The sequence below is a fragment of the Pseudomonas sp. PDM26 genome, from assembly GCF_019219185.1.
Lineage (GTDB): Bacteria > Pseudomonadota > Gammaproteobacteria > Pseudomonadales > Pseudomonadaceae > Aquipseudomonas.
Map to the genome: position 1 here is coordinate 299660 of NZ_JAHUWC010000006.1, position 16402 is coordinate 316061.

Annotated in this window: 19 protein-coding genes; all 19 read left to right on the forward strand. The window is 52.8% G+C overall.

Translation table 11 applies throughout. The features are described 5' to 3' along the window. The first annotated feature begins 63 nt into the window (after window positions 1-63). The 19 genes from KW849_RS14705 (at window position 64) to KW849_RS14795 (ending at window position 16379) form a co-directional block, all read left to right on the forward strand. Entirely contained in the window at window positions 64-318 is a 255-nt protein-coding gene (locus KW849_RS14705) for a hypothetical protein (protein ID WP_218430034.1), read from the forward strand. A 462-nt stretch (window positions 319-780) separates the two neighbouring features. Further along, window positions 781-1071, forward strand: a complete 291-nt coding sequence (locus tag KW849_RS14710) for a hypothetical protein (RefSeq protein ID WP_050682300.1) — start codon at window positions 781-783, stop codon at window positions 1069-1071. After that, window positions 1061-1246, forward strand: a complete 186-nt coding sequence (locus KW849_RS14715) for a hypothetical protein (RefSeq protein WP_218430035.1) — start codon at window positions 1061-1063, stop codon at window positions 1244-1246. Before KW849_RS14710 ends, KW849_RS14715 begins: the two co-directional genes overlap by 11 nt. Window positions 1247-1308: 62 nt before the next feature. Next, window positions 1309-1452, forward strand: coding sequence for a hypothetical protein (locus KW849_RS14720; RefSeq protein WP_218430036.1), 144 nt, complete (start codon window positions 1309-1311; stop codon window positions 1450-1452). Window positions 1453-1693: 241 nt separating this feature from the next. Beyond that, window positions 1694-2011, forward strand: a complete 318-nt coding sequence (locus KW849_RS14725) for a hypothetical protein (protein ID WP_218430037.1) — start codon at window positions 1694-1696, stop codon at window positions 2009-2011. A 102-nt stretch (window positions 2012-2113) separates the two neighbouring features. Beyond that, window positions 2114-2485: a hypothetical protein gene (locus tag KW849_RS14730; RefSeq protein ID WP_218430038.1), complete on the forward strand. Its 372-nt coding sequence runs from the start codon at window positions 2114-2116 to the stop codon at window positions 2483-2485. A gap of 598 nt (window positions 2486-3083) precedes the next feature. Beyond that, window positions 3084-3242, forward strand: coding sequence for a hypothetical protein (locus KW849_RS14735; protein WP_218430039.1), 159 nt, complete (start codon window positions 3084-3086; stop codon window positions 3240-3242). After that, window positions 3239-3577, forward strand: a complete 339-nt coding sequence (locus KW849_RS14740) for a hypothetical protein (RefSeq protein ID WP_256357229.1) — start codon at window positions 3239-3241, stop codon at window positions 3575-3577. Before KW849_RS14735 ends, KW849_RS14740 begins: the two co-directional genes overlap by 4 nt. Before the next feature lie 69 nt (window positions 3578-3646). Further along, window positions 3647-4432: a hypothetical protein gene (locus tag KW849_RS14745; RefSeq protein WP_218430040.1), complete on the forward strand. Its 786-nt coding sequence runs from the start codon at window positions 3647-3649 to the stop codon at window positions 4430-4432. Window positions 4433-4568: 136 nt separating this feature from the next. After that, on the forward strand, window positions 4569-5696 hold the full coding sequence (locus KW849_RS14750) for a toprim domain-containing protein (protein ID WP_218430041.1): 1128 nt from the start codon (window positions 4569-4571) through the stop codon (window positions 5694-5696). Then, window positions 5696-5992: a hypothetical protein gene (locus tag KW849_RS14755; RefSeq protein WP_218430042.1), complete on the forward strand. Its 297-nt coding sequence runs from the start codon at window positions 5696-5698 to the stop codon at window positions 5990-5992. Before KW849_RS14750 ends, KW849_RS14755 begins: the two co-directional genes overlap by 1 nt. A 114-nt stretch (window positions 5993-6106) precedes the next feature. Next, window positions 6107-6832, forward strand: a complete 726-nt coding sequence (locus tag KW849_RS14760; protein WP_218430043.1) for a hypothetical protein — start codon at window positions 6107-6109, stop codon at window positions 6830-6832. Window positions 6833-6956: 124 nt separating this feature from the next. After that, window positions 6957-7259 (forward strand): hypothetical protein, encoded by a 303-nt coding sequence (locus KW849_RS14765; protein ID WP_218430044.1) that lies wholly within the window; start codon window positions 6957-6959, stop codon window positions 7257-7259. A 140-nt stretch (window positions 7260-7399) separates the two neighbouring features. Further along, on the forward strand, window positions 7400-7963 hold the full coding sequence (locus KW849_RS14770; RefSeq protein ID WP_218430045.1) for a hypothetical protein: 564 nt from the start codon (window positions 7400-7402) through the stop codon (window positions 7961-7963). A 144-nt stretch (window positions 7964-8107) separates the two neighbouring features. Next, on the forward strand, window positions 8108-9514 hold the full coding sequence (locus KW849_RS14775; protein ID WP_218430046.1) for a site-specific integrase: 1407 nt from the start codon (window positions 8108-8110) through the stop codon (window positions 9512-9514). 477 nt (window positions 9515-9991) lie between these two features. Further along, on the forward strand, window positions 9992-10285 hold the full coding sequence (locus KW849_RS14780) for a hypothetical protein (RefSeq protein ID WP_218430047.1): 294 nt from the start codon (window positions 9992-9994) through the stop codon (window positions 10283-10285). Between the two features lies 1 nt (window position 10286). Next, the gene (gene traF / locus KW849_RS14785) at window positions 10287-11327 is read left to right on the forward strand and encodes a conjugal transfer protein TraF (protein ID WP_371319142.1); all 1041 of its coding nucleotides are present in this window, start codon (window positions 10287-10289) and stop codon (window positions 11325-11327) included. Further along, window positions 11311-12738 carry a conjugal transfer protein TraH gene (locus tag KW849_RS14790; protein ID WP_218430048.1) on the forward strand — a complete coding sequence of 476 codons (1428 nt, stop codon included), beginning with the start codon at window positions 11311-11313 and terminating at the stop codon, window positions 12736-12738. The genes traF and KW849_RS14790 overlap by 17 nt, the downstream gene beginning before the upstream one ends. Then, window positions 12738-16379, forward strand: coding sequence for a conjugal transfer protein TraG N-terminal domain-containing protein (locus KW849_RS14795; protein WP_218430049.1), 3642 nt, complete (start codon window positions 12738-12740; stop codon window positions 16377-16379). The genes KW849_RS14790 and KW849_RS14795 overlap by 1 nt, the downstream gene beginning before the upstream one ends. Window positions 16380-16402: the final 23 nt, after the last annotated feature.

The following is a 16402-nucleotide window of genomic DNA, read 5'->3' on the forward strand; positions in this document are numbered from 1 at the left end:
CCAAACCGGCGGGGTTTAGCTCCCTGTCGGGGGTTAGCTCCGTCTCAACCCGGAGTTAAACCTATGAAAAAAAATCTTGGCATCATTGGTGAGTTCCTTGGCCATTTGGTCATGGGAGTCATTTTCTTTTCCCTGCTCGTGATCGCGAGCCTTTTGATCTCGACGCTTACCAGTTGGGTGGGGGGCTTCGAAGTCGGTAAGGACCTGGTCCCTGTTCTGAAACTCTTGGAGCATGTGATCTTGTACAGCGACTGCGTGTTCCTGGGATGGTGGACGATCTATTCGACCTACCACGCCTGCAAGGCTCTTCTGGCCTGAACCGTTACTAACGGGGCGGCCTGGGGCATGCCCTTATGCAAACAGGAAAAACTATTGGAGATAGGCTATGAATGCCTTCATTCGTGGCTTCAAGCGCGGTGTACAAGAAACCCTTCAAGGCTTTTGGGCACCCGCTGTAGCGTTATGGGATTTGCTAAGTACCACTACGGATAAAATAACCGGCGATGTAACGAAGCAAGATCGGTAGCCTTCCTGTTCCATGTAGGTCCATCCAGCATCAGTTGGTGGACACGGCCCCTCACTTTGCGGTGAGGGCCAAATCACCACTCGGGGCTTTGCCCTGGGTGGCTGATTCCATACCTGCGTTGAATGGCTTCGGCTGAGTTCTTTGGACTCAGCAGTAAAGGTGCAGCTGATCCCTTAATTTCAGCAATCCACCAACCGCGGGGAGCCTCTATCCCTGCGGGGTAGGGCCTCCCGCACACAAAAGGAGTGTCCCTCATGGAGAACCAAAAAAGCTCTCCGCATCAAAAACCCTGGTATGCGCCGTTGGTGCATTTCCTGGCTCACACGGTTGTGGGTTCCGGCATTTTCATAATAATTGCCACGCCTTCCGTATTTCTCGGATGGCTTGTCCACAAGCTTCGTGAGTACCACGTCGCTGAGTTCACGCTTAGCGTTCTGACGTTCCTTGAGCACGCGATCCTGGTGGTCGATGCGCTTACCTTTCTGTCGTTCCTGGGCTTTACGTCCTGGGCTGCAGTCAAGGAGATGAGACAAAATGGCCATTAATAGCGGTAATAAAAGTACCCTGGTTGAGCACTGCTTATCTGAGTTTGTGAAGGCAGCTCAGCAGGCCCCCGCCATCTATTTTGCTCCCGTTCGTGGGGCGATTTCTGGTGTCATCAGTCAGTGGCGAAAGCTGCAGTCTCGTGATGCCGATGGTGGGACACCAAAAGCGGCCTAAATCGCTTTGAATGGAGATCGATCAAGGTATATGCTGAATTCATGTAACGCGAGGAGCTGACCATGATTCGCAAACACCTTGTAGGTTTCATCAAAGGTTTCAAAGCTGAGTTCGTTCTCGCAGCGAAAGCTGCGCCGGCGATCTACTTCGCCCCTCTCGTTGGGGCGATTAAGGAAGTCAGGAACCAAGCGAATAAAGGTCTTTAACGGCTGTCCTCGCCCCTCGAAAGAGGGGCACTTCCGAAACTCTCCCGGTCAAGGGAGGGTGTTCGGTTTGGAGAACCTCCTCTAGCGAGGCGCGTCTCTCAACCGAATCCACCTGCGAACAATGCGTTTCCAGGACGATAGTCAGCTGCAACTCTATGCAGCATCACCTTGGCACTCGCCATTCAACCCATTGGGACAATCGCTCCCGACGGGAATGTTGTCTCTAATCACCGGAGGCAACATGAAAATTTCACAACAGCTCGTCGCAGCTGGGTTCGATAAGGTCGCTCAGTCTCTTCCTTTCCGTATGGAGCGCATGCGCTCGAACGGCATTGAATGTGACGAGGCGACGTTATTGACGACGATTGAGCGCGACGAGTTCCGTTCAATTAAATGCAGGATGCGCCTGGCAAAGGTCGCCACGTACGCTGAGCTCGAGGAGCACGGTCGACTGGTGAATTTGCTGGCAAATTTCACTACTGAATCCAGGGCGTGGCTTATGAAGCTACCGTTGTTGCGACTGCAAATTATGATGGACTCAGTCGAAGCATCCTGGTGATCCTACTTGCCACAGATGTGGCGTAACGCTGCGTAAGCAGCAAACCCCGTCGGGTCCGATTCCCGATAGGGGAGAGGCCTCGACTTTCTTGTTGGAGGCTTCATGAACAATTTTCCGGTCACTCAGATATCCAATAACCCAGCGCTCGTTCTCTCGCATTTCAACGAGATCATCGAACGCCGAAAAGCGGCTCTCTTTCCTGAAGGGGGTCATGACGGGGTTACGGAAGTTCTACTACTGGATAGGAAGGACCGTCCTCTCTACCTGGCATCTCTTGTTGACGTTACTCAGCAAGAGCTTGATGCCAGCTACTGTGAGCGCGGGATTACCACCACGGCGCATCTTCGTGAGTTCATTCAGTTGGTTCACGAAATTTCGGCGGAATGCTCGACGATTGCTGCTTCAGAGCTTCGCTCGTATCACCTGGACTTGCTTCGGGCGATGAAAGACGAGATGGTTCAGAAACGTGCGTAGGTGATTGGAGCAGGGGGGATTCCTCCCTGCTTCCATCTCAAAATGCCGGGTGCTATATTTCAACCAGCTGTTACCAGCATCCTCTCGGCCACCAGGCCACCGACCGACCTCTAGGGTTGTTTCGGAAAGCTCCAGTTTTCCCAAGCAAAGATTCTTCCCATCGCACTGTTGCGATCGGAGATGGCGTTAGCTGCGCGTCCCTAAAGCAGCATCAACTTTGGCCATTCTGGCTCTTCCACCCTGCAGGGGTTTCTCCCTGTAGGGGAGACCTTGCACTAATACCTAAAATTGAGGTGCAACATGTCTGACTTACTGAACCTTGTGATCATTATCGTCGACTTCGTTTTCGACGTTATTTGATTCACGCGGCCCTGTGACTGGCGTCTGCCGGCCTTTGGGTCTAAGTCTGTCGCAACACCATTGTTTCCAACCATCCTGGTGGGGTCCTTCCCCAGTCGGGGCGGTTACCTCACCTCCATTCTGGAGGTACATCTATGATTTATCCGCCTGCAAAGCCGATTGGTGCGTCAACATTTTTCGGCGGTTGTCCGTCGTTTTTGGCGGTGGTTGACCTGGTTGTGAAGACGGAGCCACGTGTATGAGTGATGCACAGAAGCCCACCCCAACGCCAGTAAAGCCCTATGTTCAAAATCGGGTTGCTCACTTTCAAGAGGCTCTCAGCGATGAAAGCTTTGTCAGCATGATGAGCAACATTTGCGGTTTGTCGGTCAAGCAGAAGGATGGGACCAAGAAATGAAGTACTACCCCCGTCTGGTTGCGCTACTCCGTGAAACGATGACCCTCACCACCGGTGAGGCTGAAGCGTTGACGCGAGGCGTCGAGGCTGAGGCCGTGTCTCGCTGTGGAGGTATTGCGAACGTTGTTCGCCGTGCCTTTGCACTTCGGCACTATTCAGCGCTGCGTGGTCTGCTCGATCGTTATCCGAATGCTCGGGACAAGACTGCTTTCGCCATCGATACCGGCTTCACCGGCAAGCGCCGCGTGCTGGTGGATGATGGGAAGGTGGTTTCCCATGGCCATCTGGCTTGGGATGTCTTCCTCACTCGAATTCGAACGAAGCAAACCCACTGATTCACCTAACCCTATCGGGGCCTACATGCCCCAATAGGGGTGGTGGGCTCCAATTACCGGAGTCCATTTATGTCTACTAACGACGCAATCACAACCCTGATGCAGCGCCACCTAGTGTTAAACGGCTACCCCGCCGATGAGGTCCGTTTTTCGCTGAGCTCTTGTCAGGGAGATGGTGCCAGTTTCACTGGTGAGCTGGATGTGAAGCGGCTTGCTTCGCGACTTGTGCCGGATGTTTCTTTGGCTGTTTGGGATGGCCTGGTGCTACCCGAAAAGCTGGAGATTACCCGGGACTCTGGAATGGGCTACGTACATGAGCGGTCGACCTCCCTGAGCATCGATCCAGTTTACGTAGAGCTCACTCCAGCTGATGAGCTAGGTGGACCAGCTCAAAAAGTTGCACTTCATCGACTGGTGACTGCGCTTGCCGATGATGTTGTCACCACCGGTGCGGAGCTTGCGCACCGAGGGTACAAGCTCCTCGATGCGTACGTCTTCGAACAGAAAAAGCTGCGCACCTTCAAAACTGCCAACTTCCGGGTTGATGTTTTCAAGTGCCCGGATGACTTCGATGTCTTTGAAACCGAAGAAGAGCTCGTGTACCTCGACCAAACCATCCAGCAAATCATGGATGGGGAGATCGAATGTTTCAGCCTCAAAGTCAAGGTCACCATGCTTGATGATGCCGGCGACGATATCGCCGAACTGGCTGAGGTTGATAGCGACGGGTTCAGTCGTGATTCCTCGATCAAGGGTCTCTGTATAGACACACGTGACGTTGTGCGCGAAGCAATTGCTGAAGCGCGCGATACCTACCTAAAGCTGATGAAACCGCGGTTGCGGTTAGCAGCTTAATCATCCCTTGGGGGGCTTCGTCCCCCCAAGGGGCGGAGTTCCTTCAGGTGTCCTATTCCCCCGGCTCGGGGCTTCCCCAAGCTCCCGTTTCGGTGGCTTGGGGAAGTCCCGAGTTGGGCTTACCTGGAGGTGCACTATGAGAAATTTGAAAGCCGACGTTGTACGTAAGGCGGCGAAGCTTACAGGCTGGGATTTGATCTTGAAGGCCTTGTGCCCAGAGATCGATTCCAGAGCGTTTGATAAGCCTGGTCGACACACCAAGTGCCCTGTTCATGGGGTGGCTGGTCGTGGCGGCGATGGCTTTAAGTTCTTCCGTAAGGACTTTCAAGACTCAGGCGGCGGTATGTGCAACACCTGTGGAACGTACCCCGATGGTTTCAGCTTGCTGATGTGGGTGAAGAACTACGGATTTGCCGATGCTGTGGCCGACGTTGGTGACTACCTGGGGATCCGCTCGACTGAAGATGAGAATCTGCAGGAGAAGGTAAACCGGGCCAACGAGCAGGCTCTCGCAGCTCGTCGTAAAGAACTTGAGGAGAAAGAGGCAGCTTCAAACCTCTATCACAGCAAGAGACTCAACGAGCTTTGGAAGGGCAGTCTTCCGCTCACGCACCCAGATGCTGAGCCGGCCCGTCTGTATTTGGCCAGCCGCAAGATTCTCTGTTGGGATCGCGAGGGGGTTGAAAGGGTGGTTCGGTTTCACCCGAACCTCTCGAGCTACAACGAGGATGGTGAGTTCGAAGGTGATTTTCCCGGCATTGTCGCGAAAGTTACAAAAGCAGGACTTCCCATCACGCTCCACCGGTACTTTCTAACCCACAAGGGGCAGAAAGCGCCTGTCGAGAGTGCCAAGAAAATGTGCATGTACCCTACCGACAAGCTGGTTACTGGCGGTGGCATTTTCGTTGGGGCCTGGGACAAGGAGGAAATTGATGTTTGTGAGGGGCTGGAAACAGCTTGGGCAATTGAAACCGGTACCAACTTCGCTGTGCAGGTTCACTCACTGGTGAATGCAACGTTGTTGGAGGGTTTCGAGCCTGGCCCTCGCACAAAACGCGTCAGGATCTGGATCGACAAGGACCGTTCCGGCCGCGGTGAAGAGGCAGGCATGAACCTGAAAAAGCGTCTATGGGAGAAGGGTATCCAAGCTCAGATACTGACTCCTTCATTGCCGCTGCTTGACGGTGAAAAGTCTGTCGACTGGAACGATGTGCTCCTGCAGTTAGGGTGCATGGGGTTCCCACAGATGAGGAGGGCGGCTTGATGAACGTCACATCTTATCTGTATGACCCTGTGCGTGTTGTCACCTCACCAGGTGCCAATGCCCTTGACCCATTCTCACCGCCCAGCGGTTTTAGTGGGAGCGCAGGGGATTACCGATTGCTGTTGGTAAGCCGGTATCGGGTGCCGGCGTCGCGTCGGTACATCATGACCCATGCAAAGGCCCTTCAAGATGGACACAACGTCATCTTTGAAGGGCCGTACATCATGGAGGCTGCCGACATTCTCGAAAAGATTGTCGCTAGCGACCGCATGCAAGAAACTAAAAGGGCCGGCTAATTTAGCTGGCCCTTTTTTTATGGCCATGAGATCGATCACGAGTCGGGTAGAATCGTCCTCTTGCATTCCAGTAAGACGTGCGAGCCTTCAAGCATCGCAATCGAGATCCGAACAATGACATTCAAAGTGGTCAAGCTCAGCACCTCCGCAACCGATACGCCAGGCCTGTACCAGGTTAAGTTCAACGGCGACGATCGTTTTTTCCGCACTGTGGATATCCATGTCTCAAAAGACTTCGGTCCCAATGCCCTGGACTTCGTCGAGCTGTATGGCGCCTGGTGCTGCCTGATCTGGCTGGAGCTCGCTGGGTCAAATCGAACCTCGCGCAACTTGAAGCTGGTGGTTTCCCGGGGCGCGGTAAAGCGTCTGCTGCTGGTGACCAGCTCCAAAGAAGAGCTCTACCAATACGCATACGCCCTCCGGACACAACTCCTTGGCCTGGACAACATTTCAGTCGAGAAAGGGGAGGCGTGGGCGCTTGAGGAGCACCCAGGCATCAGCGTGAAGTGGGACGGCGAGCCACCGCCTCAGCCATCCGTTGAAAACCCGACATTTGGCCGCATCTACCTCACGTACCATGCTGTCATGGAGTACCTCGATGAAACGAAGGGCGAGTGCAAGCTCGACAACGTTTTTTCGAGGCTTGCCCGGATCGTTCGGGAGGCGGACAGGGTAAAACCGCTGACAGCGAAGCAGGAGAAAGACAAAATTCGCCGCTACGGTGAAATGCAAAAAGGCGTGAGAAATCTTGGGACTGCGTCGGGCTGGCAAATCACTACCCGGCCGACTGCAGACGGGAAGAGCCTTATTGCCATGACGGTTTATCAGCGAGTCGAATAATGAGTTCGCGATGGAGAGGGTGATGGCGTATGTGGGGCGGGTGAGGTCTGAGCTTCTGGCGCTGTTGAGGTCTGTAGATCCAGAGGGATGGGAGCAAGCAAAGAATCTTTCTCGGGAAGACGTCGTGAGCTTTCTTGTCTCAAGGCCCCATATTATGCAAGGAATCTCGTACCAGATCTTGGGGGAGGCTGGGTTCGGTGAGGGTGCCTATCTTCAGTGCTCGCGCGATGGTCAGGTTTACCGGCTGATTCGCTGCCAGGTGTCCTTCGACGAACGTGGCCTGCCACTGACGGTTGGACTGATTGGCGTCAAAAATGGGCTCGATAATAGTCACGCCAGCGTAATTGGCAGGATTGATGAGTTCACGAGTATGGAAACTGGACTTCAAATTCTGGGGTCGGAAATTCTTGACCTGTTAGAACTCTAAAAATAACTCCACTAGACTATTAAGTTATCCTTTTTGGCCATAAAAATATTGCTGAAAGGGGATTGTTCATCTCACCGCTAAACGCTCTGGGTCTGTTCGAGTTAAGCTCTGGTTGAAAAAATCACTCTGGAGCAAGCCGAATGCAGCAGCACCTAACGCCATGGATGGTCGAGAGCGCTTACCGTTATTTGAAGGCTGCAAAGTATCTTAGACGTGGCCATGACATGCTGGACGTTGCGCAGATTAATGCTGCAATCGGTATGGAAATCCTCCTAAAAAGCTTCGTATCCAAGCCCAATGGCAAACTTGGCCAGGTGGATGAAACCTATGAACTGGACTACGCCTTAATAAAGGTTGCGCATGAGCATTTGAAAACGGCAGACAGAATTCCGGCTTATCGAAAGGACAAACCGCCTAATAAGCACGATCTACTGACGTTGTTTTATGCGATACCTGAGCCGATTAGGCGACGTATTCGGCTTGATCGTCATGAGCATTGGATCGATAAAGATCGCGAGGTTTTCACGAATGAGCGTTATCGATACGAGAACGGTGCTGCGAAAGGATACGACGATATTCTGATCGGAGTCTTGGACGAACTGATTGACGACGTTGTGCACTGGTATCGCGAACTCGGTTGCCAAGACATTTTCATCGTGTGTTATGGAATGCCGCCGGTGGAGCCGCTACCGGAAACCCATTGAGCCTTAAAATCTTACGCGCAGCGCATGGGGAAGTGCGTACTGAGACGCGTGCAATATTCGATAATGGGTAGAACCGTATTTTGCATTTGCCGCTAAACACGGCTAGATTAGCGACGTGTCCACAAATCCGCGAATGGCAACTTCATGGCAAACCTGATCCCGTTGTTCGAATCGCATGACCGATTCCTTGAGCTTAACCACAACAACCTTTCTCAAGAACAACCGGTGGTCATCAGCTACCTGGAATCCTTCCCCGGCGATCTCTGTGCCATCGATGGCTATCGAGCTGTCAGGAGCTTCCTGCGCTCTTATGAAGGCATTTCGGCTACCTTCAATTCCTATCGAACACACGTCGAGCGTTTGCTGCTCTGGACGCTTCTGGTTTGCAAGAAGCCACTATTGGAAATGACCCGTCAGGATGGCGAACGCTTCATGGAGTTTTGCATAAAGCCACCTATAGATTGGATCGGCCCGGTCGTTAAGGCTCGCTATCTGCGTGTTGGCGGACGCACTCCCAAACCCACTGACACCTACACAATCAACACTCAGTGGCGACCTTTCTTCCTGACAGTCAAAAAACCTGATCTCAAACTCGCCCAGGAGCAGAACAAAGAGCCTGAGGTTAAACCTTATAATATGAAACAGGACTCAATCGCACAGATCTTTGCCGTGTGCGGTAGCTTCTTTCAATGGGCAGCTGACGAAGGCCTCTCCAACAACGCCAATCCAATCCGGGCAATCAAGCAAAAATCACAGTACAAGCAGCGGGTTGTGGCACATGAGAAAGCAAAGTCGTTGACAGCGCTTCAGTGGAGTTTCGTACTAGAGACAGCCAAATTAATGGCTGATGACGCACCAGTCGAATTGCAAGCAGTCCGAGCAGAAGTCAAAGCGAACATAGAAGAACTAGACGAAGCGGGCAAAAAAGCCCTTAAGGCCAAACTGACTCGTCTTGAGAACAAACTAAATGTTTGCGAGCGCACCCTTTTCATCATTGCCACCATCTATTCAATGTACCTTCGCGTGTCCGACATGGTTGGGCGCGATAACTGGAAGCCCATGATGAGTGACTTCCGCAAGGATGATCACGGAAACTGGTGGTTCCATGTTATTGGTAAAGGCAACAAGTCGGCCAAGATCAGCGTCAAAGACGAGTACATGAACGTCTGGATGGCCCGCTACAGGCGTTTCCTCAACCTGACGCCAGCGCCTTACCCTGGCGATTCCGCGCCGCTCCTGCAATCTCTCAAGGGCCGAGCAGGTTTGTCAGAGGGCCATATCCGTAGCCTGGTGCAGGAGGTATTCGATTACTCCCTGGAACGCATGCGTGCGGAAGGTTTTCCTGATGACGACATCAAGAACCTCCGTTCAGCATCACTCCACTGGCTCCGCCATACCTCGGCAACAGCTGACGCCAAGGTGCGGGATCACAAGGATCTCCAGGCTGACCTGCGCCACCAAAGCTTGGCTACCACGGTCGACACGTACTACAACAGTCGGGATGAGGAGCGACATCGCTCTAACAAAAATCTCAGCATCGAGGATCGATAAAGCGCCACGGCACTGTAACCAAAGAAAACACTATGAGTTACTTGCTCAAACGCCAATGGCGTACGGCTCACCAAACGGTTTTGATCCGAACTCGGTCTCGGCTTCGGCCCAGCATTCACTCTGACGAAAGTTAGCGCCCGGGATAATCCGCTCCTTGTGCCCAGCCTCACACCTCACAACTGGACTAGCTTGAGGGGGGCGGGCTGTTCAACAGTTTATCCTTCAGCCCCACCAGGCCCTTAGCTTCGACGCTGACGTCACCGCCGGACAGAGCCTTAAGCTTTTGTCTGACCTCCTTACTTTGTCGAGCTCTGCGTCCTAGGACTTTACAATGGTCGTAGAACCTACAGCAATCCAATACCGGCTGCCCGGTTTGCCCGCTGCAATTACTGCCCCCCAGATTGGGCCCAATTGGCCGCCTTTCGATGGTGTCACTCCCTAGCATTGGAATATCAGATTTCAATGTATGGAGTGGAGATGCTTCAGATCTCGCAAGGACATGGCCAGCGGTCATCTGCTGCAGCTGGCACCAAAAAAAAGAACGAGTCCACCCTGCAGCGCCTTATGCGTATGTACGGCGATCACATGTCCGTTGTCCAAGTAGCCGCTGAGCTGAACTATTCAGTGACCTACTTTCGGAAAAAAATCGGTGCAGCCGACTATCAGCACCTGGACTGGGTGAAGGCGATATACCCTGCCCGTAAAAAGTGTGGTCGTTTTTGGGTATACCGTTCTGAGTCGGTCGCAAGCTTCCTCGATAAGGGGGTCTGACGTGCGACCCACCCTACTCTTTGGCGCTGCGGTGATTGCTGCACTTGCACACGGTGTAAGCGCAAACGAAAGACCAGAAGAATCTTCCCTGCCTGCCGCCGGCGGCAGTAATTATTACAAGGGCAAGGCCGAAGGCTGGTTCTGGTACAAGGACCCACCTAAGGAAGAAGAGGAGCCCAAGAAGGAGCTGCCTCCTCCACCTCCCCCGCCCCCTCCTCCCCAGCCGGCGCCTCCGGAAGAAAAAGTTGACCCTCCAGCCCCAAAAGGTCCAGAGGTGTTCAGTGTTGCCTGGATCAAGAAGAACCTGCCGAAGTACCGTGATCGAGCCATCGACAACCCGACGGACGCGAACGTTCAGGCTTATTACTACCTGCAGCGCGTGATGATGGACAAGGCATCGCGGTTCTCCGAGGCATCGTCACGCGCGATCATGAAAGATCCTTTCCTGGACGAAGATAGCCGGCGGCCAGTCGCGACGTATGCAGCAAACGCGATGAACCGCGAAGTGACAGCCAACAAAGACAAGGTACTGCGGAGCCTGGCTGACAAGGTTGGGGTTTTCTTTTTCTTCAAATCGAACTGCATGCTGTGTGCTGAGCAGGCCAACGTCTTGCAATCGCTTACAACTTCGACCGGGATAAACATCATTCCAGTCTCGCTTGATGGCGGGCCTCTGGATAACAACGCGTTTCCGGACTACCGGGTAGACAATGGCCAGGCCAAGAAACTGGAAATCTTTCAGACCCCTGCCCTCGCTTTGGCCATGCCGCCACAAGGCACCTCAATCGTTGGGTACGGCGCCATTACTCTCGACGTTTTGTTCAATCGAATTCTGATGGCCACCCGGGACGCTGGGATCATCGACCATAAAACATTTGCGAGCACCCAGCCGTTCTTCGACAACGGACTTCTGTCGATCGACGACTCGGAAGGGATTGATGAGGAGCTTCTCAATGATCCTCAAAGATTCGTGCAAAGCATGAAAGCCAAGCTGGCGAGAAAGGCTATTGACGTGGAGACCCCTGATGCGATTGAACAGTAAATCAATGATCCTGGCTTTGGCTATCGGTATAGCTCCGTCAGGAGCATATGCTCAAATTCAGTCGCAACTGGATTCCATGTTTGAATCGATGTCGAACAGTACAGAACCAGGGGCATATGAAACCGCGACGCGGGGTGTTATCACCGGCGGCTCATTGCGAGTGAGAAACAGGATATCCAATTCGCCGGTCGTTAACTTCAGACCGCCCTCCTTCCAGGCTGGCTGTGGCGGCATAGACATGTTCGCGGGCTCATTTTCATTCATTAACGCCCAACAGTTTGTTCAATCGTTGCGTTCGGTAGCGTCAAACGCTGTCGGCGTGGCTTCTGGATATGCCTTTAAACTGGCGCTGAATGCTATGGGGCCGACAGTCCATAACGTCATTCAAAACCTACAGGAGGTTATGCAGGACATTAATAGCTTGATGTCTAACTCATGCCAACTTGCTCAGGGACTGGTCACGGATGCTTTCAGTTCCTTCACGTCAAAAGAGACAATGAGAGCGGCAAATATAAACGTGACAGGCGGTGTTGGTGATGCCTTTTCCTCGATTATGTCGGGAAACCTAACTTCGAAGTCTCCAAAAGAGCAGCAAAGTGACGCCGGATTATCCAGAGCCTGCGAGGACATTGGCAACGTGGTCTGGTGTGCGATGACACAAAATAACTCAAGAGGATTCTTCCAGTATGGGTCACGCCAAACGGATGAAATGATCATGTCCTTTACAGGAACCGTGCTTATTACCGCCCTTGAGACCGCTGATGATGGAAAAGGCAAGGTCCCTACTACCAAGTACTTTGGGCCTACTTCAATTACATTGCAGGACATAGTTGAGGGGAAAAGAGCAGACACTGTGCCAATTTACGATTGCTCTAGTGACGAGGCTACCTGCATGGATATTCGAACTCAGCAAATATCATTTGATGGTTTGGCTGAGAAAATCCTGAAACAGTTCAATGGTAACGCAAGCTCGCCTGGTATCGTTTATAAGTGGGCAAACAATGCAGGCCCATTTAACTCTGAAGAGGTGGCCATTATCGGGGCACTTCAAAAAACCGGCTTCTCAGCCATGATTCAGCGTCTTGCCCAGCACAGCGAGTACATGGCTAAGGGCTTCGTTAGCGCGCACTCTAAGCAGCTTGCTCTTGATGGGGCTTATTCCCTTGCTGAGTCGTATATCAATGTAGCCTCAGATGTACTGAAAAAAGGCAAAATGGTTGACCAGTTAGGTGAAACCAGCAAGGACTTCCTGTCTGAATCACGCGAGCGGCTCACAGCAGAGCACCAATCACTACTGGCCAAATATGGCAATGACAATGATTTGGTCAGGGACTACCAGGTTCGCATGCAGATCATGCCGCCACCTAATTTTATTGCCACGATGGGCGCTAATGCGGTGAGGCCAAACTGATGGAGTTCACTATCTATTCTGTAGGCTCTGCAGTTTACCTCGAAGAGGTTTTGAACTCAGTTGCTATGATCTGCGGCACCGGTGATATCGAGTCCTTGGCACGTATTGGATTCCTAATCGGTGCCCTTATTTTGGGTTTTCAAGCAGTTTTCAATAACACCGCGATCCCATTCCAAAAACTCTTGATTTGCCTGGTACTGTACATGGCCATGTACGGTCCATCTGGTCGGGCGGTTATTGAGGACGTGTATGACGGTGAAGTGGCGGTGGTTGATAACGTGCCGCTTGGCCCATTGGTTGTCGGTTCGATAATTTCTAACATTGGGTACAATCTTACAAACCTCTTTGAACAGGCATTTTCGACACCTGCTATGACGAGGTATGGGTTTGCTGACCCAATTGAAACCCTGATGAAAGTTCGGTCCGTGACTGGGAACTTGATGTCAATTCCGTCGTTTACCAATGGGCTGGGCGCCAATAAAAACCTGGTTAACTCATGGTCTAATTATTTTCGCGAATGTACGCTGCCGATGCTTGGAACGGATCTCCAAGATTATGCTGACCTGTACCGGGCGAACGACCCAATGGGGGCAGCAAGGTTTAACAGCACCGTTTACTACACGCAGATATTCGATGGTCCAGCTGGGGGCAGAATGCTCAATTGCTCTGACGCGCACACAGCGCTCGTTAACTTGACGGACTCAGCTACTGATAACGTCATGTCTGAGATAGCTACCGCCGGATTTAAGCGCCCAGGAAAGACTGTCGATCCAGATGCCGTGACCTCTCGCATTGGTGATTCGCTGTACGCGTTGAATATGTCAGCGACCGATGCCCGGGCTTACACGATGTCGTCCGTTCTCTATCCCATATTTCTCCAAGCGCCTGGTCAGAAAGCGGTTGAGGATCTGCAGGGGTCGTATGGTGTCATGATGGGACAGGCCATGGCTCAGCAGAATACGCAGTGGGCTGCCGAAGGTACGCAGTTTACGAAGTATGTGCGGCCATTCATGACCTTCTTTGAAGGCCTCATCTACGCCATTACGCCGCTGATGGCATTCCTCATTACGATGGGCGGATTTGGCATTGGGTTGATCAGCAAGTACCTGATGTTGCTGGCGTGGATGATGCTCTGGATGCCGGCCCTGGCGATTGTGAACCTATACACGGTTTCGTCCACCGCGAGTGCCATGGAGGCCATTCTCCAGACCTCGTCTTTTGATGTTGGCGGTACTGGGGTGTCGTTCGAGATGCTCAAGCAGATGGGGCCAGCTCTGGAACAGGCTATCGGTGTCGCTGGGTTAATGGCCTCCTCCATCCCGGCGATATGCTTGTTCCTGGTATCCGGTACAGCGATTGCTGCATCTGGAATCGCAGGCCGTATGAATGGCTCTGACCAAATAAACGAGAAGATTGCCAGTCCGGATGTCATTACCCCGTCGGCAGGACTGCAGACAACGCCCTACGCCACAAGCGACTTCGACAAAGGCGTTCGAATCAATGGGTCGGAAAATCAGCGTGGCAACATCTCTGTTGGGTCCATGTTGAGTGAAACGATTCAAAGTTCAAAGGCGACTTCAGAGGGGTCCTCTCAGGCCTTTTCTAAGCAGTTCACGAGCACGATGGGCAGATCGCTCGATAATTCGAAGTCGATCGGCGAAGCCGCTGATGTAGGTCATTCGCTTCAAACCTCGCTTGGCCTGGATAAAAGCTCCGGGTTTCAGGCCAGATACGATTCGCTTCGATCTCAAGGGTACAGCGCAAACAACATCGATGCGGCTATTGCGAGTGTTGCGCTGAGCAGTGGCGTCGATGGAAAACTGGGAGCCACCGCGGGTGCCGGCGTTGATGGAGGCCCGGCAGGCGTTAAAGCAGGGGTCAGCGGAGGAGTAGGACTCAGTGCTGGTGCAACAGGATCGAGCACTGATCAGACAACGCGTTCAGATGGCCAAGCTTATGCGGATACGTTGTCGGCGGTTAAGTCATCGGGCCTTGGCGAAACAGTGAAAAGCGCGCTTCAAAAAACAGATGGCACTACCTTGGCCAAAAACTTTCAAAGTGCGGACCGCTCGAGCATGTCTAAAGCGGACCAGGAAAGCCTTTCACAATCGGCCCAGAAAACCATCAACGATCAGATGGCCTATCAGAAGGTTAGCGGCCTCGCGAATACCTATGGGTACTCTGAGGATATGAAGCTGGACTCGTTGACGGGCAAGGTCATAAACGAGGGCCGAGACCGCGCCGTTGTCGGCGACGCCATGAATAAGTACGGACAAGAGTTTCAGCAAAACCAGCAGATGTTCAGTCAAACGATGCTGGATCCCAACCGAGCCAATACAGCTGCAGCGTTGTACACCTTGGCCAAACACCATGATTTCGAGGCTTTGACTGGGGCTACTGTCGACTATGACAAAAACGCGAATTTGCGTTCGCCCTCGATTGGTAATCTGGAAGCGGCGACGAACAAGGCTGGTCACACGGTGGACACCGGTGCATTTGATTCTCGGTTTAATCAGGAGAAGACAGCCGCCATTTCGGATGCTCATCAAAATATCGGCGAGCGACATGACCGGAATGATGCCATTGTCCAAAACGACGCTGAGGTTTATGGGAAGAAGGCCTTGGATCCTGCAGCCGAAAGAGCAGCTGGTCGAATCCGGGGCTCGGCATCCGAGCTTAACGATCGAGGTGAGTCCTCATTTGGCATCCTTACCGCTGCGTCGAATGGCATCGGTGCAGCTTTGGGCACACGTGCGTCTCGTGAAGAGTACGTACAAGAAGGGCAACAACTTGGTCTGAATGATGCCCAAGCTGACGTCTTTGCAACTGCAAGAGTGGGTGGCATTACGGATAACTCGAAGGAGCGTTGGGATAATTACGCTGCGTCCAACCATATGGACAAGGACTTGTCCGAAGGCATGTATAAGCAACTTGTTGAGGCGGGCCTCAATGACAATGGGTCTGGAGGCCACCTAGCAGACATTCTTACGCTGAATCAGCGTGATAACGTTGGTGCTGATATGGCATCCAACTCTTCAATTCCACGGCAGGAACCGGTTCACGCTTCACCGCCCCATGGGCTGAACAATGAGCAAGGGAACCCTGGCATTGGATTTGGAGGAAATGCTGCCGGTGTGGGGCCACACAACTCAGTCCAAAGACCGGATCTTGATCGAGTGCAAAGCAGCACTCACGATGTAACTGGTAGCTTTGGCCAAGAGCAGTTTTCAGGCCTTAGAGATCATGGGGTAATCCACGCACCTGAGTATCCTGCACATGATGCCGGTGCCTATCAGCCTGAGGGGCCAACCTACTATCCAGTCCAAGGACAGGGGCACGCTTCCACCCTTGGCGGTGATGGATTTAGCAATGTGTCCGAGCATCCTGCCAATGAGGCAGGAGTACAGCATGGGGAGACTCCAACGCACTTCCCACTTCCAAGGCAGGAGCCTCGGCCGATGAATTTCTCAAATTCTGGTGGTGATGGAATGACCAACATGGCGGAGTATCCAGGCAACGGATTTGGTGCGAATCAGGCCGACATTCTCAGCCTCAACCATCGCGATTCGTCGGGACTCGAGGGAAATTCCACCCCGTCACAAGCCAAAGGGCAAGGGGCTGACAAGGGGCATTACCGATAGGACTTGGGGTTGGGGACGAAAGA